Genomic DNA, 24,799 nt, shown 5'->3' on the forward strand with positions numbered 1-24,799 from the left:
GTCTATTCTGGCGAATAGTGTTTACATCATTTTTGTTAAAGGCAAGTCAAGTGTGGCTGTAAACTTGGCCCTGCCACATATTGTTGACAGCTGTTTAACAAGTATATTCTATTGGCATAGCCTTTATGAGAACGCTTGTTATAATACGGCACATTGCTATTTAATAACGTGTATTGTAAACACGTATTTTACCTATTTTCTGGAGTTGTTTAGCCCATGTCTAACACCAATTTACTTAATGAAACGCATAACCCGGCTTTAACTAGCTGGGTAGAGTCTGCCAATGTAGAAAATTGTGACTTTCCAATACAAAACCTACCTTTTGCTAGTTTTAAGCGAAAAGACAGTAAAGAAGACTGTCGAGCAGGTGTAGCTATTGGTGATCAGGTTATTGATTTAAAAGCGCTATTCGCCTTGGATATTTTTGCTGGTGACACACAATTAGCACTGGAGCAATGTTGTCACATTCAGCTAAATGCTTTTATGGCGATGGGTAACCGTTTTTGGAGCGCTTTACGCCAAGCTTTATCACAAGCATTAACCCAGGGTTCAGCATTAGAAACGAAATTAGCATCATGCTTAATTGCACAAACCGATGTTGAATTTGCTTTGCCATGTCAAATTGGTGATTACACTGATTTTTACACATCGATTCATCATGCCACTTCCGTTGGCAGCAAGTTCCGTCCTGATAATCCGTTGTTACCCAATTATAAATGGGTTCCTATCGGTTACCATGGTCGTTCTTCTTCGATTGAGGTCTCTGGTAGTAACTTTAAGCGTCCTAAAGGACAAACTAAGGCACCAACAGCAACAGAGCCTTCTTTTGGTCCATGCAAGCGTTTAGATTATGAAATGGAAGTGGGTATATTCATTGGTCAGGGTAATGCTTTGGGTGAGCCTATTAGCATCGAAAATGCCGAAGATCATGTTTTTGGTATGTGTTTATTTAATGATTGGTCAGCGCGAGATATTCAAGGCTGGGAATATCAACCTTTAGGACCATTCTTATCAAAAAGCTTTGCGTCAACAGTTTCTCCGTGGATTGTAACGTCAGAAGCGTTAGCACCTTATCGGTCAACATGGACACGTGACGCAGCTGATCCTCAGCCTATGCCTTACTTAGAGTCAGAGCACAATCGAGACTTTGGTTCTTTAGATTTAAGTTTACAGGTATTAATTGAAACTGAGACAATGCGTAATGCAAAGCAAGCACCGGTGCAATTGTCGCAATCAAATTTTAAAGATTCATATTGGACCGTAGCGCAGATGGTAGCGCATCATACGGTTAATGGTTGTAACCTGCGCTCAGGTGATATGTTTGGTAGCGGTACACAGTCGGGCCCTAAACCAGAAGAAGCCGGTTCAATGCTTGAATTATCGAATGCGGGCTCAGAACCTATTCACTTGCCAAATGGTGAAACTCGTACTTTCTTAGAAGATGGCGATTGTGTCATTATGAAAGGTTGGTGTGAAAAAGCCGGGGTTGCGCGTATAGGTTTCGGTGCAGTAAGCGCTACTGTTTTAGCCGCTGATTAAACTATCCGATGATTGAACTAATAAAGCTCCTAAATTGGAGCTTTTTTTATGTTTGATTCACTATATTACTAGCTATTGAGCAAATTACTGACTGCTCCTAAAGACCACAATAAACAAAAAATAAATATTGATAACTTAACTTTAACGAGGCTTTTTACCTCAGTAAATACTGACTTTAGAAAAAGTTCATTTTTTTTATGTTTTTTTTTATTGATTAAATATGCAGATAATATTTAATTTAATACGAAAATCTTCGCACATTCTTCGCTAGTATATTTTATCGCAGCATATGATTGCTGTAGGCTGCAGCATGATTGATTGTGTTAATGTGTTTTGCATAAAGTTTGACTATCTTTGCATATTAATTATTTTTATAGATTCAACGTTAAAGGTCAGTCGAAAAGACTACTTGTAAAGTATTTCTAGCTGTTTTATAAAGCAGCAAGCTGTTTTGATTGTTTACAACAATATAAATTTTTGTGATAAGCGAAATGGGTAAAAATAAAATTATTAAATAAATATTTATTAAATAATTAATTATTAAAAACATATTCAAATATATTAGGAAGAAAACAACATGTCTACAACATTTCGTACTGGTACTTTAGCTCTTGCCATTGGCTTAGCGCTAGGAACAGCACCTAGTTTTGCCGCAGGTTTTGCCGAAGAAGCCGTAAAAAAAGATAGCATTGAACGTATCGCCGTCGTTGGTTCACGTTCAGCTCCGCGTTCAGTAGCTGAGTCTCCAGTGCCAATTGATATCATTGGTGGTGGTGAGCTAGGTAAAAACGCTTCAAGTGACATGCTTGATATGTTGGTAGGCGCAATTCCTTCATTAAATGCCCGTGCACAACCTATTAGTGATGCTGCATCACTAATTCGTCCAGTAAATTTACGTGGTTTACCTTCTGATTCAACATTAGTGCTTTTAAATGGTAAACGTCGTCACCGTGCATCTGTTATTGCTTTCCAAGGTGGTGGCATTAATGATGGCGCACAAGGTCCTGATATTTCAGTTATCCCAAGTGTAGCTATCAAGCAAGTTGAAGTACTTCGTGATGGTGCTGCTGCACAATACGGATCTGATGCAATTGCTGGTGTAATGAACTTTGTACTTAAAGATGACGCAGATGGCGGTTCAATGTCTGTGAAACAAGGTTCATATTACGAAGGTGATGGTGATCAAACGATTATAGACGGTAATGTTGGTTTACCATTTACTCAAGATGGTTTTGTTAACTTAAGCTTTCAATTAAAAAATGCTGATGCAACAAGTCGAAGTGTACAACGTCCTGATGCAGCAAACATTGCCAGTCAAGGCAATACTTCTATCCAAAGCCCAGCGCAAATTTGGGGTAATCCAGAAGTTAAAGACGATATTACATTTTTCGGTAACGTTGGCTTAGATCTTGGTAATGATAAAGAATTTTACATGTTTGGTAACTACTCTGAGCGTGATGTAACCGGTGGTTTTTATTACCGTAATCCGCACAACCGTGGCAATGTCTTCTCGGTTGATGGTGGTGAAACCTTACTTGTAGGTGATGTTGGCGAATCAGAAGGTGCAGCGCGTACTTGTGCTGTCGTTAATATTCCAAAAAATAGTGATGGCTCTGACGGTAATGTTTTAGATAGCGCTGATTACCAAGCAATGGTAGCTGATCCAAATTGTTTCTCAATGAACCAAATTATGCCGGGTGGTTATACACCACAATTTGGTGGCAACATCACAGATACTTCATTAACTGTTGGTACTAAAGGCGAAATTAACGAAGGTTTCTTAAAAGATTGGTTTTTTGATGTTAGTGGCTCGGTAGGTCGTAATGAATCTAAATTTAACTTAAAGAATACCTTAAACCCATCACTTGGTTTAGATACACCGTTAGATTTTGATACCGGTAGTTATATCCAAATGGAAAAAACTTTTAACTTTGATTTAGTTAAAGGTTTTGACATGGGTCTTGAAGAGCCAGTTAACGTTGCTATGGGTCTTGAATGGCGCGAAGAAAGCTTTGAAATAGTTTCAGGTGGAAAAGCTTCTTGGGAAGCCGGTGCTTATGCAGACCAAGGTTTTAACATTGGCTCACACGGTTTTAAAGGCTTTGGTCCTGAAACTCAAGGTCGTAACGACCGTCGCAATGTTGCCGCTTATATTGATGTTGAAGCCCAAGTAACAGAAGACTTTTTAGTTGGCGCAGCTGTTCGTCACGAAAGCTTTAATACTTTTGGTAGCACAACTAATTACAAATTAACCGCACAATTAAGACTTAACGATGAGATTTCACTACGTGGCTCTCATAGTACCGGTTTTAGAGCACCAACAGTGGGTCAAGCCAATGTTGTTAATACACAAACTTCATTAGTTGCTGGTGAGTTAATTCAAACTTTCCTTGCGCCGCCAACTAACCCATTGTCAGCGTTTTACGGTGGTAAAGAGTTAACGCCAGAAGAGTCAAAAAGTTTTGCTTTTGGTGGTGTTTATCAATATGACGACTTCTTCTTTACCCTTGATTATTACAACATTGAAGTAACTGACCGTTTAGCACAGTCAAGTCAAATCAATGTATTAGCAGCTGACTACACAGCGCTTGAAGCATTAGGTGTTGTTAACCCGGAGCTAATTTCAGCGGTTTCGTATTTTTCTAATGATTTTGACACTACCACACAAGGTGTTGATGTTGTTGCAAACTATACAATGGCATTAATGGGCGGCGATACGTTGTTATCATTAGCGTATAACTGGAATGAAACAACGGTTGATCAGTTTAATCCAGAGACGACTAATGAAGGCAAAGTTCATCGTTTAGAAGAAGGTATGCCTGATCATCGCGCTACCTTTACTGTTTCTCAATCTTGGGAAGATGTATCAACTTTTGTTCGTGTAAACTACTTTGGTGAGTATTTTGCAACGCATGCTGATGATGCTTGTGCTGTAGGTTGTTGGAACGAGATTGCTGATTCAGCGGTTACTGTTGATGCAGAAGTAAGCTACTTCTTAAATGATAGTATTACCTTGTCAGCCGGTGCTAATAACATCTTTGATCAAGAAGCACAAAAATTACCTGCTGAATCATACGGTCAGTTAGGTGCTGAATACTACGAAAGTGGACCATTTGATTACAACGGTGGTTTCTACTACGTAAAAGCAACTTATAACTTTTAATGTAAAAGTTAATTAAGTCTAAAAAGCCATATCAAATGATATGGCTTTTTTATGTTCAGGCCTCGCTCATATATGCTGTATTTTTAAACATTACTGCTGCTCGGAAAATTCTCACGCATGACGCGGTTGACTTACTTCCATGTTCGTCACTAAAGATCACTTAGTGGTTAAAACAACCAGGTATTGAGTGCGGTGGCTAACTAACCCAGTTTAGCGGTTAGTTACTTTTATGAGATAAGATGTTGCTTTATTTTTTTTTTATATAATTTTGTTGGTATTTATCTAATTCGGCAAGTCTTTGCTCTGCTATGGCTGCTTTAATCTCAAGCCCTTTCAAACCCTGTTCAACAAAAGGCTTGGCTGTTACTCGGTTGAGTATTTTAAAGCCATTGTAGAGAAATTCTTTTTGTCGGTATTCAGTTATTTCCAAGCCATAGCGCACAGTAAAGTCTGCTTGGCAACACAGGAGAAAGTCGACAAACTCTTCTGGTTTGCGCCAAACATCTAATTGATTATATAGCTTTAAAATAGTACTAGCTTCTAATTGAAATACTTTATGTGTATACAGGTGAAACTGACAAACCTTTAGCGCCAAATTTTTGTGTGCTGTTGGCACCCTTAAACGCTTACAAACTGCCTCTATCAAAGCCAACTCTGCTATTTCATGATCAGCATCAGCAGGTAAGCTGTCTGGTTGTGTTAACGACCGGCCTAGGTTATAGCAAACACTGGCAAACCGAACGGTCGTTTTTTCAGAGAGTAAAACCGCTTGTTTGAGTACCATCATAGTCTGTGATCCTGTGCAAATTTTTGCCTGCGATCTTGCTAGGTCTGGCGTATCCCATAAATCATGTAAATCAGGCCAAAGACATTTCAGGGCTTGGCATTGATATAACACTTGAAAAAAAACTTCAGGGTGAGTATCGGCTAAGCTGCTCTCCATTTCTTGCCATATTCGTTCAGCAGAAAGACTGGATAATTCACCACTTTCACTGAGTTTGGTCATTAGGACTAATGTTTTTGGTGCTATGGTAAAACCATAATCGTGATACCTAGCGGCAAAACGAGCAACACGTAAAACCCGCAGAGGGTCTTCAATAAAAGCTGGGGAAACATGGCGTAATAGGCGATTATTTAGGTCTATTTGGCCGTTGTAAGGATCAATTATTTTACCACTTTCATCCATCGCCATCGCGTTAATACTGAGGTCTCTGCGCAGTAAGTCTTCTTCAAGCGTAACGCTTGCTGATGCATCGCAATTAAAGCCGGTATAACCTCGGCCCGCTTTTTTTTCGGTGCGAGCTAAGGCGTACTCTTGTCTACTTTTTGGGTGGATAAATACTGGGAAGTCTTTGCCTACTTGTAAAAAGCCAAGGCTGAGCATTTCCTGAACGCTAGAGCCGACTACAACATAGTCATTATCAACAACAGGACGTTTGAGGAGAGCATCGCGTACGGCGCCGCCGACTAAAAAAGTGTTTAGTTGCTGTGTTATATTTGCCATTGAGCGCTATAAACCTCTGAAAATGAGTAATGTATAGGAAATTATATTGTTTAACTTTAACATAATAGCGACTGACTTTTGACATATGATTGCGTTCAGGTTAATTTTGCAGGGTCGATTCATCAGTTAAGATTTTCTATGTATACAAGTTATTTTGGTTTAGAAGAAAAGCCATTTTCAATTGCCCCAAACCCTGATTATTTGTTTATGAGTGATCGTCACCGCGAAGCCCTTAATCACTTAACTTATGGCTTAGGTGATACCGGTGGGTTTGTCTTACTTACCGGTGAAGTAGGCACGGGGAAAACCACGCTGAGTCGGCATTTAATGGCAAACTTACCAGAAAATACCCAAGCCGCTTTTATTCTGAACCCCACTTTATCTAGTCAAGAGTTGTTAGCGACCCTTTGTGATGAATTAAACATTCGTTATCGCAAAACAGGCGCAACTTTAAAAACCCTCACCGATAAAATACAACAAAAGTTACTCAAAAATCATAGTGATGATATTAATACTTTATTGATTATTGATGAAGCGCAACATTTGCAACCTGAAGTGTTAGAGCAACTCAGGCTATTAACTAACTTAGAAACTAACACCAAAAAACTTTTACAAGTGATTTTGATTGGCCAACCTGAATTACAGCAGTTATTGCAGCGTCGAGATTTACGGCAATTAGCGCAAAGAATTACTGCGCGCTATCATTTACTACCTCTGAATAGGCAAGAAGTTGAACAATATCTTAAACATCGCCTGTCCGTAGCAAAATGTTTTCGTAATATTTTTGATAAAAGTGCTGTTAGCGCTATCCATAAAATTTGTAATGGTATTCCACGTTTAATGAACTTGTTAGCTGAGCGATCTTTGATAAATGCTTATAACACTAACAATGCTGTGGTTAACCGTAAAATTGTACTTCAGGCGGCTCATGATGCCTTAGGTGATGAATTTCAAGTAAAACCTTGGTGGCAACATTCGTCGGCAAAAGCTAGCGCCCTAGTGACTGCATTAGGCTTAGTTTTAGCGCTAGGCGTTTGGTGGGGTGCATATCAACCTCAGGGGGTTGTTTTAGAGACTAAGGTAACTCGTGCGACTATAAATCAGCCAGATTCTATTGCTGAGCAGGAGCCGTTAGTTGATCGAGAAGAGCCAACTGTTGTTACTACAGCATTAGCTCAAGCAGATGGGGATACGGGTAATGATATTAACAGCGATACTAATTTTCTTGCCCTGGCTGTCGAGCAAACAACTCAGGCCAAAGCAAGTAACGCCAACCTTGAAAATGATCTTGCGGTAGCGACGACTAAAACTGTTAGTCATCAGGCAGGGTTAACTGATGATAAAGGCGATACTGAACAATATATAGCGAGTGAAAGTAGGTTAGATGACGCACAAATTGCTGTGCCAACAATTGCAAAAAGCTCAGTACTAAAGCCTAAGAAAGGGACGAGTGAAAACTTTGTCGTTAAAGCTGAAGCTGGGGTGTCTGACGAGTTATTGGCAAGTTTTCAATCAGCTATTGAGCACACCAAACAAAATGACCATGTTAGAGAAGGTGTAGTAGCAGACACTAGCGAACTCATACCGCTGGCACAAATGCCAACTTGGGTGCAAGACGGTGTGCCTTCGCTAGCGTTTGAAATGCATCTTTATGCTAGTGATGGGCAAGGTTGGGTAAGAGTGAATGGCCGTGATCGTTATGAAGGTGATTATATTAGTCGTGAATTACTGCTTAATGAAATACTTCCACAACGGGTAGTACTGAGTTTTCGAGGGGAGAAATTCACTATGTCTGCGTTATCTACTTGGCATTAGAGTAAAAATTAGCCGCAGTTTTCTCAATGATAACTCAGGTTAACCATCAGCCTTGACAGCTGATGGTTGATCTTTTTACCTACTGCCAAGCTGGCATTTTGGCTTCGTAATCTTCTATCTTAGCAATTTTATTTAACGTCCAACCCACACTGTCAACACCGTTTTCTAAACAGTATTTATGGAAAGGCGCAATAGTAAAATCATATTGTGCGCTGGCTGTTTTAACCGTACTGGCGACTAAGTCAACGGTGATGTGTTGTAGACCCTCTTTTGACTGTTGAAATAGCGTCGCTATGGCTTCTTCCGGTAATATCACAGGTAAAATGCCAATATTGATACAGTTAGCATAGAAAATATCAGCAAAACTAGACGCGATAATAACTAGAAAACCATACTCTTGCAGCGCCCAAGGTGCGTGCTCGCGACTTGAGCCACAACCAAAGTTTTCACCAGCGAGTAAAATACTTGCCCCTTGATATTGTGGCTTGTTAAGGACAAACTCAGGATTGTTTTCGTTACCCAGGTTGTCTAGGTAGCGACGGTCATGAAATAGGTGTTGGCCAAAACCTGTACGAGTGGTTTTTTGTAAAAATTGTTTTGGAATGATTTGATCGGTATCAACATTCGCCGTGTCCAATGGCACAACTAAGCCATGATGTTGGTTAAATTTTTCCATGTTATGCTCCTTGAACTTGTGAGTTGATTGAGGTTAAGTCGACAAAGTGACCTGCAATGGCAGAAGCTGCTGCTAATTCAGGGCTGACTAAGTGGGTACGACTGCCGCGGCCTTGTCGGCCTTCAAAGTTTCGGTTGCTGGTAGAAGCGCAGCGATCACCGTGCGTTAATACATCATCATTCATGCCTAAACACATTGAGCAACCAGGTAAGCGCCATTCAAAGCCGGCATCAATAAAAGTTTGTGCTAAGCCTTCAGCTTCGGCTTGTTCTTTAACTCGATAAGAGCCTGGCACAACGATAGCGTCAACCGTAGCTGAAACTTTTTTACCTTTGGCCACCGCAGCGGCGGCGCGTAAATCTTCAATTCTAGAGTTAGTGCATGAGCCAATAAATACTTTATTAATCGCAATATCGGTAATTTTAGTACCGGCCGTTAAGCCCATATATTTTAATGCCGCAATGCATGATTCACGCTCAACGGGGTCAGTAAAATCATCGGGGGAAGGCACAACACTATCAACTTGTGTCACTTGCCCTGGCGTTGTTCCCCAAGTGACTTGGGTTTTAATCTCTTTGGCTTCCAGCGTTAAGTAACTATCGAACTTTGCTTCGCTGTCTGATTTTAGTTGCTGCCAATCTTCAACGGCTTGCTGCCATACCTCGCCTTTTGGCGCGTAATCTTTGCCTTTTAAGTAGTCAAAGGTTTTGGCATCGGGTGCGATAAGCCCAGCTTTGGCGCCAAATTCAACACTCATATTACACACTGTCATGCGCTCTTCCATGGTTAAGCTCTCAATGGCTTCACCACAATATTCAACCACATAACCGGTTGCACCCGCACTACCGGTTTTACCAATAATGGCTAAAATAATGTCTTTAGCACTGATACCCGGGGCAACTTGACCTTTAACTTCAATTTTCATGGTTTTAGCTTTGGTTTGACGTAAGGTTTGGGTAGCGAATACGTGCTCAACCTCAGAGGTACCAATGCCAAATGCTAAGGCGCCAAAAGCACCGTGTGTTGAGGTATGTGAATCGCCACAAACTATAACTGTACCAGGTAAAGTTAAGCCTAACTCTGGTCCAATAACATGCACAACACCTTGGTTTTTATGGCCCATACCAAACAATTCTATACCAAATTCTTTACAGTTTTTTTCTAGTGTTCTCAGTTGATTTGCCGCGCCTTCACCGGCGGCGTTAATTTCAATAGATCGCGTTGAAATATTATGATCCATAGTCGCAATGGTGCGCTCAGGATGGCGTAGTACACGATTATGAAATTTTAAATTAGCAAAAGCTTGTGGCGAGGTAACTTCGTGGATCAAATGGCGGTCAACAAAGATCAAGGGTGTTTCATCCGCTTTTTCTTCAATGATATGACTTTGCCATAATTTTTCGTATAAAGTGGTTACCATGCTATTTTGCTCCTAATTTTTTTTGGTTATTGACGATATATTGACAGATAATATCGCCCATTTCGTTAGTAGATTTAGCGTTATGGCGTTGCTCGGCACTTAATAAGTCGCCGGTAAAGTTACCAGCATTTAGTGCCTCTGCCACTGCAGTTTCAATAGCGGTAGCAGCTTCTGCCTGATTTAAGCTATGACGCAACATTAATGCCGCTGAAAGAATTTGTGCAATAGGATTAGCAATGCCTTTACCTGCGATGTCTGGCGCTGTGCCACCAGCAGGCTCATACATACCAAAGCCTTGTTCGTTTAAGCTCGCTGAAGGTAATAGCCCCATCGAGCCGGTGATCATGGCGCAGATGTCAGATAAAATATCGCCAAATAAATTAGAACATAACATGACGTCAAACTGCGCAGGGTTACGTACCAATTGCATAGCAGCGTTATCAACATACATGTGTTCAACTTCGACACTCGGATAGTCTTTTGCCACTTCAATAACGACTTCTCGCCACAATTGAGACGATGCTAGTACATTGGCCTTATCGATAGATATAACCTTGTTACGACGCTTCTGGGCCGCTTGAAAAGCAAGGTGTGCGATGCGGCTGATTTCTTTTCGAGAATAAATCATAGTATCAAAGGCGGCTTCATCTTCTTCGCCTTGATTTTGTCGACCTTTAGGTTCGCCAAAATAGATACCACCGGTTAATTCTCGTATCACTAAAATATCAAAACCCGCTTGTGAAATGTCAGCGCGTAAAGGGGAAAGGTGTGACATGGCGCTTTGTAGTTGTGCAGGGCGCATGTTACAAAACAGCCCAAAATGACCTCGTAAACCAAGCAACGACGCTCTTTCTGGTTGTTCAGTGGGGGGTAAGTCACTCCACTTAGGGCCGCCAACCGAGCCAAATAAAATGGCATTAGCTTGTTCACAGCCCTTAACCGTACTCTCTGGTAGTGCTTGGCCATGACTATCGATAGCACAGCCACCCACATCATAATGCTCAGTGGTTATTTCGAAATCATACTGTTTGGCAACTGTTGCTAAAACTTTTTCTGCTTGGGCCATTACTTCTGGCCCAATACCGTCACCGGCTAATATTGCAATCTTCGACATAGTGTTTTTAAACCTATAAATATACTAAATTAATGAATCTAATGCTTAACTAAACTTGGTTTTGACCATCAATAGCGCCTTCTTTCTTGAACTCAGATTTTAGCTCAGTTTTTAGCTCGGCTATGGTAATCGCACGGTGAATGCCATTAAGTGCATTCACTAAGGCATTACCTGACGCTTTAATAACATCGGTATCTAAGCCGTAGCCATGAAAATTTCTCCCTTGCCACGACACAACAATGTCGGCCTTACCTAAACCGTCTTCACCTTCACCTTTATTCGAAATCTTGTAGTCGCTGACTTCAAAGTCAATATCAATAGCTTTTTTAATTGCACGGTACAGCGCATCAACAGGTCCATTACCCGTTGCTGAAACAATTTTATCTTCATCACCTAAAGCTAATTTAATGCTTGAGGTAGAAAAGTCACTACCGCCACTTTGTACATTTAAGGTCTGTAAACGATAAAAGTCTTGCTGGTCTTGTTGTTGAATATTAAAAAGTAAAGCTTCTAAGTCATCATCAAATACTTGGCCTTTTTTGTCGGCTAAGGCTAGAAAGTCAGCATAAAGTGTCTCTATGTCATAATCAGACTCTTGATAACCTAAGCTTTCCATACGATGCTTAATCACATGTCGGCCGCTACGTGAGGTTAAGTTCAATTTGGTTTTGCTGATGCCGACACTTTCTGGGGTCATAATTTCATAGGTGTTACTGGCTTTTAACATGCCGTCTTGGTGGATACCTGATGAGTGGCTAAAAGCATTGCCGCCAACAATTGCCTTATTTAATTGTACTGGCATATTACAAAGCTGGCTGACTAACTTAGACGTGCGGGCTATTTCTTGATGATTAATGCGCGTATGCACGCCTAACAATTCTTGGCGGGTTTTCATGATCATCGCGACTTCTTCAAGTGAGCAATTACCTGCACGTTCACCAATACCGTTAATGGTACATTCAATTTGTCTTGCACCCGCTTGTACTGCTGACATTGAGTTAGCTACGGCTAAGCCTAAATCATTATGACAATGCACAGAGATTACCGCTTGATCAATATTAGGTACACGATTAAATAACGTTTCTATGATACCGCCAAATTCGTTAGGTAAAGTGTAACCTACAGTATCAGGAATGTTGACTGTGGTGGCGCCGGCTATAATGGCTTGTTCAACCATACGGCATAAGTTGTCAATCGGTGTTCTACCGGCATCTTCACAAGAGAACTCGACATCATCGGTAAATTGACGTGCATATTTGATGGCGTGTATCGCCATTGCTTGGACATCAGCAAAGCTTTTTTTCAATTTTTGCTGCACATGGACATCAGAAGTAGAAATGAAGGTATGAATACGAAATTGATCGGCCGGTTTTAAAGCCTCGGCACAAGCTTTAATATCTGCTTCTACCGCACGAGCTAGGGCACATACTCGCGAATTTTTTACGCTACGCGCTATTTCTTGCACTGACTTAAAATCACCTGGTGACGATACTGGAAAACCCACCTCCATAATGTCGACACCTAAGCGTTCAATTGCATGTGCTATCTGTAATTTCTCATGCACTGATAAGCTGGCGTTTAATGCTTGCTCACCATCACGTAATGTAGTGTCAAAAATAATAACGTTATCGTTAGAAATTCCCATGTATGTTCCTATTTTTTTTGTGAAAATTTATGCTAAATAACGAGCATAAAAAAACCCGCGTTTCTCAGCGCGGGTTTAGTGTTTTATTATGTTATCTACTTATTATTTTAAGCAATAAAACCTAGCCGCGCATGGATAATGCGAGGAGGAGGCTAATTCGAGTCATATTAGTAAATTTTTTCATCGATGGTTTTGCTTAGTATTTTTATTTAATAAATAGTCTATAGCTTATTAATAGCGCAATTCTCTGGTTAATGTCAATAAAAATTTGAGTATTTAAACTAATAATCTACAAAGTCTAATGTTAGGCGTTATTTTGTCAAAGTATTGAGATTCTCACTATGATTTATACTTCAGCGTACCTTACTAGAAATTTTTGTAGTATTTAGTCGTTATTCTACTCGTTAAGTTAAGAATAAAGCTATATTTTCCAATAATTGAGTTTTCTTCTAAGCTTAAAATTACGAAATAAGTTCAGCGGCTTACGCTTCTTGGCAAATTTATTTTTTGTGAATATATTTTCTACTGCATCTATTATTCTGCAAGATGATTGACCGTCTTTATAAGGGTGAAGTTCCTCACAGTAATGGGCAATTGCTTGTTTAAGTTGAGCAGATGGCGATAGGGCAGCCACTATTGCCGTTGAAAGTTCAGATGGCGTTTTAATATTAATTAGGTAGTCACCAGGTAACGAATTATTGTAAGTGACTATAGGCTTACCCAGTAGCGAAAATTCACCGATAACAGAGGAGGTATCAGATAACAGAATGTCAGCACTTTGAAATAATTCGTTTATTTTACATGAGTTGACCAATTTTATATGTTCACATTCTAGCTGGTTATATTGCTCTATCCAATATTGCGGCATTTTTGGGTGAAATTTAATTAACCAATTATATTTTTTAGATTGAGATAATATTTTAATTTCATTAAATAAATCGCTCGCCGAAGTGAGTTTTGGGGAGAATGTTGGCGCGTATAAAATAGTTGGTTTATGGGTAGAAAAATGTTGCTTAGGAGCGGTATTAAATAACGGGTCAACTTTTGGCCAACCGGTTTCTATGACATCAAAATAGCCATGCTTTTTAGCTAATAACTTAAATCGAGATGTTGTTGACTTGCCATGGGTACAATATAAATCAAAACAGCCACGAATTTGAAAGTGACCTTTTTTTTTCCACTCAAGCCCATGAAAAATTTGTACTTTAATTCCAGGAATAAAGTTGGGAATATGATTGCCTGGTACAAAACAAGCTTCAGGTTTATAGCTAACAGCTTCAGCAGCTGAGTTTAATATGACTTCGTTATCACAAAAATTATCAAGATTAATGTGATTACCAGAGACAAACCACTTTACCTCGCCACCTCTTGCTAATATTTCTTTTTGTAATGGTCGCAAGATCTCAAAGGAGTAGTTTTCAGAAATATAAAATAGGTGACGTTTCATTAGTTGATGGAGTTACCTTTTTGTTTTTACAACTTCAATAATTTCAGTGGTCGAAATGGAAGGAGTTCGAGGTAAATAAATGACTTTACAGATATCTTCTAGGTGATCAAACTTACCTTGCCAATCATCCCCCATAACGAGTATATCTGCATTATAATATTTAATGTACTGCGCTTTTAACTCAAGAGATTGCTCAAGAAATACTTCATCTGCGCAGCGAAGTGAGCGAATAATATGTTGTCGATCATCTTCTGAGTATATGGGATATCTAGATTTTTTTTCCATATTTAGTGCATCTGAAGATACGCCTACGATGAGGTGTAACCCATGTAACTTGGCGCGTTCTAAAATATTGACATGTCCGACATGGAATACATCAAAAGTTCCAAAGGTGATTACTCTCATTAACTAGCTCCTGTAATGAGAAAATGGGCAATGCGTTCGCTGCATTTACCATCCACTTTCCCAACCAAATACTCGCAAGTCTTGGCTCTTTCAGCTTCTTTAAGCTGAGGATTATTGATGTGTAATTCTACTTGTTCTATTAACTCTTGTACATTTGTTGTTTTTGCCGCTACTTTTCCAAAGTAGGCTATATCTTTGTCTAACCGACGAGTAAACCTATACTTGAATATGCCACGGTAAGACCAACGTAGTTTATAAAAATCGCACCAAATCGCTGGCTTATTTAAGGCTGCAAATTCAAACAACGCAGAAGAGGCATCACTAATAATTAATGCTGCATGCTGCATAAAAGGTAAAATAGAGACATCACTAACATCACAAACGTATACATTATTGTAACTTTCCCAATGTGTTAATTTTTTTTGTTGCGCTTTATATTTATTTTTTATTAAAGAAAAAAAGTGTGCTTTGATAATAATATTGTATTTTTTTAAAAGCACTGGAAAATTTTTTGGTAAACGTTCAATGGAGCTAGGATAAAAAGTTGGAGCATAAAGGATTGTTTTTTTGTTTGGATCTAAGGCGAGTGAACCAATAAAGTCATTATTTTTACTACTATTCACAATAGGGTCTAACTTTGCATAACCTGTATCAATAAATTTCTTTTCAGGAAAAAGTTCTTTTAATCGTTTAAGTCTATGTTTTCCTTCAACAAATCTGTACATTATTGCTGAGTTAGATACGTCGTAGTAGCACGATTTCGGGCCAATTCCGTGCTGCATCAATGCCGTTTTAGAAGCACAGTGTATTTTGTCTAACCCATTTTCTGCATTGCCAAATATTATCCATTCAGGTTTTTCTGTCAAATAAATATTTTGAGCTTCTGCTTTATCGTTTGCCCAAAAACATGATAATTTATGTGTCTTCACGTATGCATCTAAAACATCGTTTAAGTCTGTTTGTCGATGTAAAATAAACTCACAATCAATACCCATTTTAGTCAACTCATTGTAAACGGGTAAGTATTGCGGTAGATAATATAAATGCTGTACATCAAAAAAAACGCGCATTAGTATCTCTCTTAAATTTTAGTAATGCTGGTAATTTATCCTTTTAAGACCAGTTAATGTTAGCAATAGCAATATGTAGAGTGTCAAATTCCTACCAAATATATGAAATACTGGTACTTAGAAATTTCCCACCTTGCGTATCTTCTCCGAGATTAATTGCGAGGTTTATAAATGCGCTCTTTAATGTTTTTTTGAACTTTAATTCTATTTCATGGGAGCGCTGATAACTTATAACAGACGATGAATCGACTGTAGCCGTCCTATAGAGCAAAGTCATATGTTCAATTACGGGTGTTTGCCAATCAACCCTTATGCTTGCTGCGGTGCCAGCATCAAGACTATTTTCCGCTTTTAAATTACCCCACCAATGGCCCATTTTAACCTTGTCGTTTGAGTACCCCTCGCGATATATATGATGCACATACCATTCACGATGAAATTTGGTATATTCAAAATTTATTGAGGTATTAGTGGTCAAATATGGAACAAACACACCAAAGTTTTGTGCGATATTACCCAGTTGGTAATTTTTATGTTCTTTAGTATCTTCACCCGCATACTCCCAGGTTAAACTTAAAGGAAAGTTAAACGGCGCTATATCGAACTTGTTGGTAATAGAAGCTTGTTGGTTACCAAATTCTTTAGAGCAATCTTGTAATTCGGTACCGCTGCCACCACAATTATCACTATTTACCGGATCAGTTATGCCATTCCAGACGTCTTTTATAGATATGCCGCCATCGTCTCCGGCAAACATCAAGGTTCGATTAAAACCTATAGTCCACCAATCAAGTGGTTGAAAACTAAGGTGCAAAGACATCAGTGCTGGTTTGCCTGACACGGGTGCTTTTTTGGCATCAAACTGTATGTCGTTTTGTCTTTCTAATACACCGACAGACATCTCATATTTAATATGCCAATCTGTTAATAGTTCAGGGTTACTAATAGTCACATTAAGCGCTGGCTTAGCTTGAGTCGATAATAGTAATGCACCTTCCTGCGTCGGCGATAACCAATGTTCTCGATAGCCAACATCTACTTGCAATACATCCCAGCCAAAAGAAACGTAGCTATTATTCGGTACTACTTCACCATTGAAAAATGTACCCCCACCATTAAGAATTAGGTGCTCATTTACTTGCCAAAAGCTGCTTGTTGATAGTTTGAAAGAATCGTCAACACCAAGGCCTCGCTGATTGGCCATTAAAAAATCATCTTTAAATGAGTGACTAATCTGCGCGGAAAAGTGAGTGACAGCTTTGGTTTTTTTATAACGTTTTATATAAGTATTTAGCCTTTGATATAAAGTAGGATGGCTACTTCTAATTTTGGCTAAGTATTTATAGATTGTTGCCGCATGATATGGGCGTGTTAAAATTGGCAATTTGGTTATGGTAGCGAGTTTTTCAAGCTCTAATTCAAGTAGAGGATCGGTTTTTAAGGGTAAATAGGGGGAAACGCCATTTGCCTGAGTGGTAAATGATATCAGGCAAATATTGATGACAAGTATATAAAACAAAGTTTTCAAAAGTGTTATTCCAGTATTTTTTAATTTTATTATTTTTTCACGAAAACCATAATAAAATGGGTTTAGTTAACCCCAGTTTTCCATACCTGATTTACGCTTTGAAAATAAACGCGGTAAGATCAAACCAAATAATAAACCAATACTTAATACGATTGCACCATTAAAAAACCATTGTTTTTTAATGCTAGTATCTTGATTTTTTAATTGTGATTTAGTTGCTGTTAAATCCATATTGAGTGCTGAAATACTGTTTTGCAGGTCACTACGCTCAGATTTTAATGCGTCAATTTCACTTATTGCTTCGTTGAGTTGCTGAGTTACATCACTTTTACCTGATTGAAAACTTGCTAATTTTTCATTGAGATCAGCAATAACATAACGCATGCCTGGTTTTGTTGAGACAAGTTTGCTTTCAATCCAGCCAGTGCGTTCATTATCGCTAATAATCTCGCTGTAATCATTAGCCGACTTACCGGTTAATTGTATTTTCTCACCCGAGTTTACCGTACCTTGTATACGGTAATTTTTACCCGCGCCTGAGTGCATATAAACAATTAAATCTTCAGAGATATAACCGGTAGTGGCTGAATTAGTAGACTCCTCAGCAAAAGAGAATAAGGAAGTAAAAAGTAATAGTGCAACGAATTTTTGTTTTATGTTTATCATGAAATAACCAACAGCGCCATTTAAACAGAGAATGGCAAAGATAGTAGGACTTTGCAGTAATGATAGCAAGTGGAGTCGTTTAGATTCCTAAGATTTTTGATATAAATTATTAATCATGTAAAATTAACACTACTATTGACTGTAATTGTACGAAAATACCGCTACTGCAATTAATAGGCTTGATTTATAACTAATATTGGAAAAGTATGACAACCGAAATAGAGCTTAAATATTTAGTTTTAGGCAATGACACCGTAGAAAAAATCACCCAAACACTTAATCGTGAAAATATTCACTTTAGCTATCAAGAAAAGCAACTCGCTAATTGCTACTTCGATACCCCAGAGCTGAATTTGCGACAACATGATATGGGCTTGAGAGTTCGCCGAAGCAATAGTCATATTGAGCAAACAATTAAAACCGCTGGGCAGGTGGTCGGTGGTTTACATAGTCGCCCTGAATATAACGTTGATATTGAAGATGAACTGCCGAATTTAAAGCTTTTTCCAGATGAAATTTGGCAACCGAGCCAATCGGTTGAAAATATTCAACATGATTTAGTTGCCTTATTTAATACTGACTTTAAACGTTGTACCTGGTTAATCACCGATGCCAGTGGCAATAGAGTTGAGCTAGCTTATGATCAAGGCGAAGTGGCCAGTGCTGAGAAAAAAGAGCGTATTCATGAGCTTGAATTTGAGTTGGTTCAGGGAGATAAATCTGCACTATTTACTTTAGCATCATTGCTTTTTAAAGAGCTAGCACTTCGCCCAGGCTTAAAAAGTAAAGCGGCACGAGGTTATGCACTTTGGCGCACCGAGCCAGTAATAGAAGCTACGCCACAACAAATTTTTATTTGCCACAAACGTATTGATTCAATCGCTAACGCCTTTACCGATGGACTGAGTCATGGGCTTACCCGCTTGCAAAATAGTATTGAGGCATATTTAGCAACGCCAACGTTGCATGAATTAGTGGCAGTAAAAGCAAACTTAGCGCTTATTCGTCATGGCTTTTGGTTATTCGCAGACTATTTATCGCCAGATGAATTAATGATCAGAGATGAATTAAGTCATTTTGTGCATTTACTTACTTGGGTTGATAACGCGATACATTTGCAAGAACTGACCAATAAAACTGGTAATTACCGGAAAAAACTTGATTTTAGCAAGCTGCTAATCGAACAACTTCAAATAGAGAAACGTCGTTTTCCTGATAGTGATGATATTAGCCAACTGTTACATAGTAGCCGTTTTAATCAACTGCAACTGTCGATATTACAAGGTTATTTAGCGCGAAGTGAGCACACCGTTACTGCCAATAAAGCCAATGATGATACGCTGATTAAATTTGCTCAAGATAAAATTCAATTGAGCTTAAGTGAAATTAGTGCACAGATGAAAAACATGGCTAGTTCAGACTGTCAGCAATATATTGCACAAAGCAAACTATTGTATCGCAGCTCATTAACCGGCACTTGGCTTGCTGGACTATTTGATAATGATTTACGGGATAAATTCCGCCGGCCATGGCTAGACTTACAACAAGGTATTAGCGAATTACAGTCACTGTGGATTATTCAGCTGCAATTAGAAAAACTCTCTGAACCGCCCAAAAAACTGGTACAGTGGCAGCAGAGTAAAGTACAAGGCTTGTTATTAGCATTGGATAATACTAAAGCTATTGCTATTGCGATAGAGCCGTATTGGCTTGAGTAGCACTAAGAGGCAGAATTTATCATTAGGTGTTTGATGCTTATTAATAGCGGAGCAATAACTGAGAGATAAACTCAATAATAGCCAATCAATAGCGTAAGCACTGTTATTTATTATTAATAAACTTTTTACGCAGGCCTATTGTCAAGATTTTAAGCTCCAACTGAGCTTGGCCTTGTAAGTTCAATGAACCGCAAGGTCAACCGTTAAGGTGTTTACGCTGAAGTGTTTTTAGCTTGGTGACGTTGTTGTGCTAGTGCTTGTAGCTGTTTTGATTGTTGATGCAAACTATGTCGTACTAATGCTTCTTGATCTTCTGCACGAATATGATGAAAAATTACCTTGTACTGACTTTCGCTGTCAACTATTTCACTACTGACAATTTCGCCAAGACAATAAAGCGCGGTGTTTTCATCAGCAAAAAATAACTTTAATTCAAGAAAGTCACCGGTGTTAAAGAGGTTAGCCGCCGTGGTTTTAAAAATAATGCCACCACCACCAAACTTAATGGCTTGAAATCTTGTGCTTACATCGTTTTCTTGACTAAGAATGTAACCTACCAGTAGATCCATTTTTTTCGCTTGATGCTTAAGGTAATCCATTAAATGACTAGCAACACCAGTCACAGCTTGCAGCGCGCGTAAGGCATTTTCATCGGCGGTATTGACTTCTGCCGCTATTTTAAAAGGTGCTGGCATATTTTCAATAAACTGCTGATAATTTGGCAATTGCGCTAAGTCGATAACACTAGCGTTGATGTTAAAAGTATAGTTTATGGAAAAAAACTCATCAAATTGAGCAAGTTTTGTCTGATGGTCAGCAGTTGTCATAAATAAATCACCTTATAATTTTCTTAAGTGGTCTCATACATTATCTCAATGGCTAGCTATATCTATTGAGATAAATAATCGATTATTCTAAAATGAACTAAATATCCAATATCTGGGTTAGTTTTAATCCCAATTACCAACTAATACTTAATCTAGCTCATTGCTCTTGGCATTTAGTCTCATTTATAATTGCTCACTTACTTAATGCAGTGGGCATTGTGCGTACTAGCAAGAAACACATTAACGGCACATTCACACATTTCATCAATCTGGCTATCTTGTGCGTAGATACCGTCAATAACCAAACGTGCGATACCATGCAAAGTAGCCCAAGTTACTTGCGCCAACCTTAAGCTATTTTCCTCTCTGATAATAATGCCTTGTTCTTGCCATAACTTGGTCATTTCAACTTGGTAGTTAAAAGTTGCATAGGCAATTTTTTTTAACGCCTCAGTGCTATTGTTTTCTTTCCAAATAACCCGGCCAAACATCAGTTCGTATAACGACGGGTTGCTAGTAGCAAAGCCGATATAAGCATAAACAAAATGACGATATTTTTCTTCATTAGACAGCTCTTTTTCAGAAAAAATTTCATTAACACGCTGATGCCATTGTGAAAAACCTTGCTCAGCAATCGCACATAACAAATCATTTTTATCGGTAAAGTGATGATAGGCTGCGGTGCGCGAAACACCGATGCGCTCGGCGAGTTTACGTAACGACAAACCTTCAATGCCGGCCTCTGTTACCATTTCTGTTGCGGTAATCACTAACGACTTACGCAAATCTCCATGGTGATATTTTGTTTTGGTCGCCATTAGTTAAGCTGCTTAGTGTTATTACTTATGATCAAAGGACTTTTCTCGATGGAAATACCACATTAGCAAATATTAATCCGGCCACTAATGACATGAAAATTAGAAAGGTTTGTGAGCCGATGTCAGTGGCATTTAGCATAGTTTCCCCCGATACTGCGTTACTTAAACCAATATACACTTTACTTCCTGGTACCAATACCACCAAGCCCATTAATTTAACAATACTTGAGGGAAGATTCATAATGCGTGAAAAAATACTACTGTATATACCTAAAGCAAAGGCACCAACAAAGGCACCCAGGGCGACCCCTAAATATTCAGCACCAATGATACTGGCACCAAAAGAAATATAACCTGAAATAATACCCCAAGGAGCATCTTTTTTGCGGCACTTAAATAAAATAACTAAGCTAATTGATAAGGTGGTCACTGCCGCCCATGAGGTCCAATTAGGTGTGCTAGGTGGCTGAATAAAAGCGACTTCACCCCACATCATTTTTCCCAGAGCGATACCTAAAACACCACCAAAGTAAATCTTAAATAAGATCATTAAGGCATCCATTAGCCTTGCGGTACCCGAGATCAAGTTTCGTGAGGCAAGCTCAGATAAAGCCAAGGTTAACGACAAGCCTGGAATGAACGCGATAATACTCGACAAAACTACCAAAGGGATATTAATGCTGGGATCTATTAAGGCAATAGCAGTAGCTAAAATAGCGGTCGTCATCGCGGCAATGGGTTCTAACATATCTGTGACACGGCGCGAGTGTTCTGCCCCAAAGGCAAATAAGCAAACCACAAAACCCAACAAGGTGGACCAAAAAACGTCATTCCAACTGGTGTGCATTAGCATAGCAAAAGCGCCACTTGAAGCACCAAAAGCCAGAAAGGTTAACAATCGACCATAAGGATTAGGTTTGTTGGCAATTTCATCTAATCGTTCAATGGCTTCTGATAGTGTTCGTTGACCCGAGGTAAGTTCGTCAACCAATTCGTCGGCACGAGCCAATGAACCTAGATCAAGTTCGCCGGGGGCAACACGTAAAATATGATTGTAATCTTGGTTTTCGTCATCTTCAGATAAAATAAAGGTTAACGATGTTGGGCTAATCACAAAAGAGCCAAAAACATTTAAGTTTTTTGATACATCGGCTAAATGTGCCTCCAATCGATAAGCAGGAGTACCAAATTTATGTAAAGCTTTGCCTAAACGAATTATAAATCGACGCTTATCGGTAAAGCTATCAGTGTTTGCCATGGAAATTTCGTTAATATTGAAAATAATTTTCTATGGTAAATGATTAATTTAAAAATGAAAGCACAGATGTCGGATCTCAATAAATTTGTTATCTAAAAGAACATATACATTGTTTAGGAAAGTTTGCAGATAGTGCAAATCTCGTTATGATAATTGAGCTAGCAAGAGTTTTTCTTGAAAATTCAACTGCGCTAGTAAAATTTTTCTATTGGGGTAAAAAGTGATATGACTTTATTGATTATTTTATTTTGTGTGTTTTCGGCTGTTGCCTTAATGGTGACTTTAGGACAACGTTTTGGCAAGCCAATGGCAGTAGACCAGCAGCAAAAATACGCTAAAATACTTTGGGTAGTGGTATTTATTGCCATTATTGCTGCTATTATTCGTCAGATGTTGTAATAAACTGCGTTTTGCAGCGTACTGACATTTTTATCAACACTATTTATCAACACGATTAAAAGTACCATTTAGCTTTTTTTTCTTGACTTGATATCGAACTTATTGTGATTTAGTACCACGCCAGCTCCATTGTAGTTACGTTCGTAAACTTCAATGTCAGCTGTTTTTGATTGTAAAATTATGGCTGTCGAACGTGTGCCATAGTCAGGCGATATAATAAAGATACTGCTAAGTAACGACTCCAACTCCTTACTTATGCCGGTAACCGGTAAATGTTGCTCTTGCGCCAGTTCTTGGTTTGTCATCACAGAGAATAATGCGGCAATATTTACCTTGTTACTGGTAATTAAACCTTCCAACGTATGTAGGCCTAAGGCCATTTTTGGCCAAATATCATCTAATGCGCCATTACAGATGCTATGAAAACCAGGTTTAAGGCTGACAAGTTTTTTATTAACACTATCAAATGCCTGCAAATTATTTAAGGGACCAAACACAAGATTAAAGTCGTTGTATTTATCTGACACTTGCGATAAATCTTGCTGAGTTTTAAGATCTGTGTTTTGCAATGTTTGTAGAACTAAATCACCACGAGAGCGCTTTTTAGCATCAAAACTTGTTGGTCGACGAAAGTTAGTTAAGGCGGAGAAGTCGCCTTCAGGGCTTAGGCCAAGCCAAGTCCCTTGTGCCTGCAAATCTTTACCCGCTAATATCTTTTGCTCTGGCCACCAGTGCATGTTTTGTGTTGGGCGTTGATGAAATTCATCACGATTAGCACAGATAATAACGGGGTAGTCAGGATGTTGTTCAATAGCGATAAATAAGATACACATAAAAAGGTTTTTCCCACATAGGGTGTATAAATGGTGCTAACTAATAATATCTGGAGCTTTCACTCTATGCCATCATAGGATAAGGTTTATAACAAAAATACCCTCGATATTATTTTTCAAGCAAAAGGTAGTAAAGGCTGATGTTAGCAGTTCCCGTAATTGATTTAAAAAATAAAGTATCAGCAGAAGAATGGCTACTCAGAGTAGATTTAGCTGCATGTTATCGACTGATTGCCTTGCATGGCTGGGATGACTTAATTTACACCCATGTTTCGGTGCGTATTCCGGGTACCGAGCATGTACTGATTAATGCTTTTGGTTTACGGTTTGATGAAATTACCGCGTCGAATTTAGTTAAAGTAGATATGGCGGGCAAGATAGTTGATGCAGACTGCCCGTTTGAATTTAACCCCGCAGGTTTTACTATTCATAGTGCTATTCACGCCGTTCGTCATGACGATATTTGTGCCTTGCATGTGCACAGTAATGAAGCGATAGCGGTGGCTAGTTTAGAAGCAGGCTTATTGCCTATTAGCCAATATTCAATGTTCGCACTCGCCTCACTCAGTTATCACGATTATGAAGGTTTGGCGGTCAACGACGATGAAAAGTTACGTATACAGCAAGACCTAGGTGATAAAAATTTCATGTTATTGCGTAATCATGGCGCTTTAACCATGGGCAAAACCATAGGTGATGCTTTTATGCATATGTATGATTTAATACGAGCTTGTCAAATTCAAGTACAAGTAATGTCGATGGGTATGAAGCCATTATTGGTTGATCAAAGTATTGTTGATGGCATTAAAGCGCAAGCAAACATAGTGCATACCGGACTAACGGGTGGGCAAAAAGCCTGGCCGGCGATGTTACGTAGAGTCTATAAAGAAGATCCAAATTTCGCGCTATAACCCTCAATAACATGGGTGTAGTGATTTTAGCAGCGCATTAAAA

The 24,799-nt window shown here is 38.9% G+C and carries 20 protein-coding genes; 6 read left to right on the plus strand and 14 right to left on the minus strand.

What is annotated here, in order from left to right; all coding sequences use genetic code 11:
* Positions 1 to 216 precede the first annotated feature (216 nt).
* Positions 217 to 1,539, plus strand: a complete 1,323-nt coding sequence (fahA, locus tag H4J46_RS04065; protein WP_182232260.1) for a fumarylacetoacetase — start codon at positions 217 to 219, stop codon at positions 1,537 to 1,539.
* A 577-nt stretch (positions 1,540 to 2,116) separates the two neighbouring features.
* Positions 2,117 to 4,702: a TonB-dependent siderophore receptor gene (locus H4J46_RS04070; RefSeq protein ID WP_182232261.1), complete on the plus strand. Its 2,586-nt coding sequence runs from the start codon at positions 2,117 to 2,119 to the stop codon at positions 4,700 to 4,702.
* A 247-nt stretch (positions 4,703 to 4,949) separates the two neighbouring features.
* On the opposite strand, the gene H4J46_RS04075 is transcribed toward H4J46_RS04070, so the two are convergent.
* Entirely contained in the window at positions 4,950 to 6,206 is a 1,257-nt protein-coding gene (locus tag H4J46_RS04075; RefSeq protein WP_182232262.1) for a multifunctional CCA addition/repair protein, read from the minus strand.
* Positions 6,207 to 6,344: 138 nt separating this feature from the next.
* Here H4J46_RS04075 and H4J46_RS04080 point away from each other — a divergent pair, with 138 nt between their 5' ends.
* The gene (locus tag H4J46_RS04080; RefSeq protein WP_182232263.1) at positions 6,345 to 8,021 is read left to right on the plus strand and encodes an AAA family ATPase; all 1,677 of its coding nucleotides are present in this window, start codon (positions 6,345 to 6,347) and stop codon (positions 8,019 to 8,021) included.
* A gap of 79 nt (positions 8,022 to 8,100) precedes the next feature.
* Here the strand turns inward: H4J46_RS04080 and leuD are convergent, their stop codons facing one another.
* The 9 genes from leuD to H4J46_RS04125 form a co-directional block, all read right to left on the minus strand.
* Complete coding sequence (gene leuD / locus H4J46_RS04085) at positions 8,101 to 8,697, minus strand: 3-isopropylmalate dehydratase small subunit (RefSeq protein WP_182232264.1); 597 nt, start codon at positions 8,695 to 8,697, stop codon at positions 8,101 to 8,103.
* 1 nt (position 8,698) lies between these two features.
* Positions 8,699 to 10,117, minus strand: coding sequence for a 3-isopropylmalate dehydratase large subunit (leuC, locus tag H4J46_RS04090; protein ID WP_182232265.1), 1,419 nt, complete (start codon positions 10,115 to 10,117; stop codon positions 8,699 to 8,701).
* Between the two features lies 1 nt (position 10,118).
* Positions 10,119 to 11,231 carry a 3-isopropylmalate dehydrogenase gene (gene leuB / locus H4J46_RS04095; RefSeq protein ID WP_182232266.1) on the minus strand — a complete coding sequence of 371 codons (1,113 nt, stop codon included), beginning with the start codon at positions 11,229 to 11,231 and terminating at the stop codon, positions 10,119 to 10,121.
* A 49-nt stretch (positions 11,232 to 11,280) separates the two neighbouring features.
* On the minus strand, positions 11,281 to 12,876 hold the full coding sequence (gene leuA, locus H4J46_RS04100; protein WP_182232267.1) for a 2-isopropylmalate synthase: 1,596 nt from the start codon (positions 12,874 to 12,876) through the stop codon (positions 11,281 to 11,283).
* Between the two features lie 421 nt (positions 12,877 to 13,297).
* On the minus strand, positions 13,298 to 14,323 hold the full coding sequence (locus H4J46_RS04105) for a CDP-glycerol glycerophosphotransferase family protein (RefSeq protein WP_182232268.1): 1,026 nt from the start codon (positions 14,321 to 14,323) through the stop codon (positions 13,298 to 13,300).
* A gap of 12 nt (positions 14,324 to 14,335) precedes the next feature.
* On the minus strand, positions 14,336 to 14,728 hold the full coding sequence (locus H4J46_RS04110) for an adenylyltransferase/cytidyltransferase family protein (RefSeq protein WP_182232269.1): 393 nt from the start codon (positions 14,726 to 14,728) through the stop codon (positions 14,336 to 14,338).
* Positions 14,728 to 15,798, minus strand: coding sequence for a CDP-glycerol glycerophosphotransferase family protein (locus H4J46_RS04115; RefSeq protein ID WP_182232270.1), 1,071 nt, complete (start codon positions 15,796 to 15,798; stop codon positions 14,728 to 14,730). The genes H4J46_RS04110 and H4J46_RS04115 overlap by 1 nt, the downstream gene beginning before the upstream one ends.
* A gap of 91 nt (positions 15,799 to 15,889) precedes the next feature.
* Positions 15,890 to 17,326 carry a capsule assembly Wzi family protein gene (locus H4J46_RS04120; protein ID WP_182232271.1) on the minus strand — a complete coding sequence of 479 codons (1,437 nt, stop codon included), beginning with the start codon at positions 17,324 to 17,326 and terminating at the stop codon, positions 15,890 to 15,892.
* A gap of 66 nt (positions 17,327 to 17,392) precedes the next feature.
* Positions 17,393 to 17,992, minus strand: coding sequence for a TIGR04211 family SH3 domain-containing protein (locus tag H4J46_RS04125; RefSeq protein ID WP_182232272.1), 600 nt, complete (start codon positions 17,990 to 17,992; stop codon positions 17,393 to 17,395).
* Between the two features lie 206 nt (positions 17,993 to 18,198).
* On the opposite strand from H4J46_RS04125, the gene H4J46_RS04130 reads away from it, so the two are divergent.
* Positions 18,199 to 19,710, plus strand: a complete 1,512-nt coding sequence (locus tag H4J46_RS04130; RefSeq protein WP_182232273.1) for a CYTH and CHAD domain-containing protein — start codon at positions 18,199 to 18,201, stop codon at positions 19,708 to 19,710.
* A gap of 212 nt (positions 19,711 to 19,922) precedes the next feature.
* On the opposite strand, the gene H4J46_RS04135 is transcribed toward H4J46_RS04130, so the two are convergent.
* The 3 genes from H4J46_RS04135 to H4J46_RS04145 form a co-directional block, all read right to left on the minus strand.
* The gene (locus H4J46_RS04135) at positions 19,923 to 20,537 is read right to left on the minus strand and encodes a PilZ domain-containing protein (protein WP_182232274.1); all 615 of its coding nucleotides are present in this window, start codon (positions 20,535 to 20,537) and stop codon (positions 19,923 to 19,925) included.
* Positions 20,538 to 20,734: 197 nt separating this feature from the next.
* Positions 20,735 to 21,355, minus strand: a complete 621-nt coding sequence (locus H4J46_RS04140) for a TetR/AcrR family transcriptional regulator (RefSeq protein ID WP_182232275.1) — start codon at positions 21,353 to 21,355, stop codon at positions 20,735 to 20,737.
* 31 nt (positions 21,356 to 21,386) lie between these two features.
* On the minus strand, positions 21,387 to 22,613 hold the full coding sequence (locus H4J46_RS04145) for a threonine/serine exporter ThrE family protein (protein WP_182232276.1): 1,227 nt from the start codon (positions 22,611 to 22,613) through the stop codon (positions 21,387 to 21,389).
* 225 nt (positions 22,614 to 22,838) lie between these two features.
* Between H4J46_RS04145 and H4J46_RS04150 the strand changes: the two genes are divergently transcribed.
* Positions 22,839 to 23,012, plus strand: a complete 174-nt coding sequence (locus H4J46_RS04150; RefSeq protein WP_182232277.1) for a hypothetical protein — start codon at positions 22,839 to 22,841, stop codon at positions 23,010 to 23,012.
* 68 nt (positions 23,013 to 23,080) lie between these two features.
* Here H4J46_RS04150 and H4J46_RS04155 read toward each other — a convergent pair whose 3' ends face one another.
* Entirely contained in the window at positions 23,081 to 23,845 is a 765-nt protein-coding gene (locus tag H4J46_RS04155; RefSeq protein WP_182232278.1) for an NRDE family protein, read from the minus strand.
* 140 nt (positions 23,846 to 23,985) lie between these two features.
* Between H4J46_RS04155 and H4J46_RS04160 the strand changes: the two genes are divergently transcribed.
* Positions 23,986 to 24,756, plus strand: coding sequence for a class II aldolase/adducin family protein (locus H4J46_RS04160; RefSeq protein WP_182232279.1), 771 nt, complete (start codon positions 23,986 to 23,988; stop codon positions 24,754 to 24,756).
* The last annotated feature ends 43 nt before the right edge of the window (positions 24,757 to 24,799 follow it).

Origin of the sequence: Colwellia sp. MB02u-6 (genome assembly GCF_014077095.1) — a bacterium.
Classification (GTDB): domain Bacteria; phylum Pseudomonadota; class Gammaproteobacteria; order Enterobacterales; family Alteromonadaceae; genus Cognaticolwellia.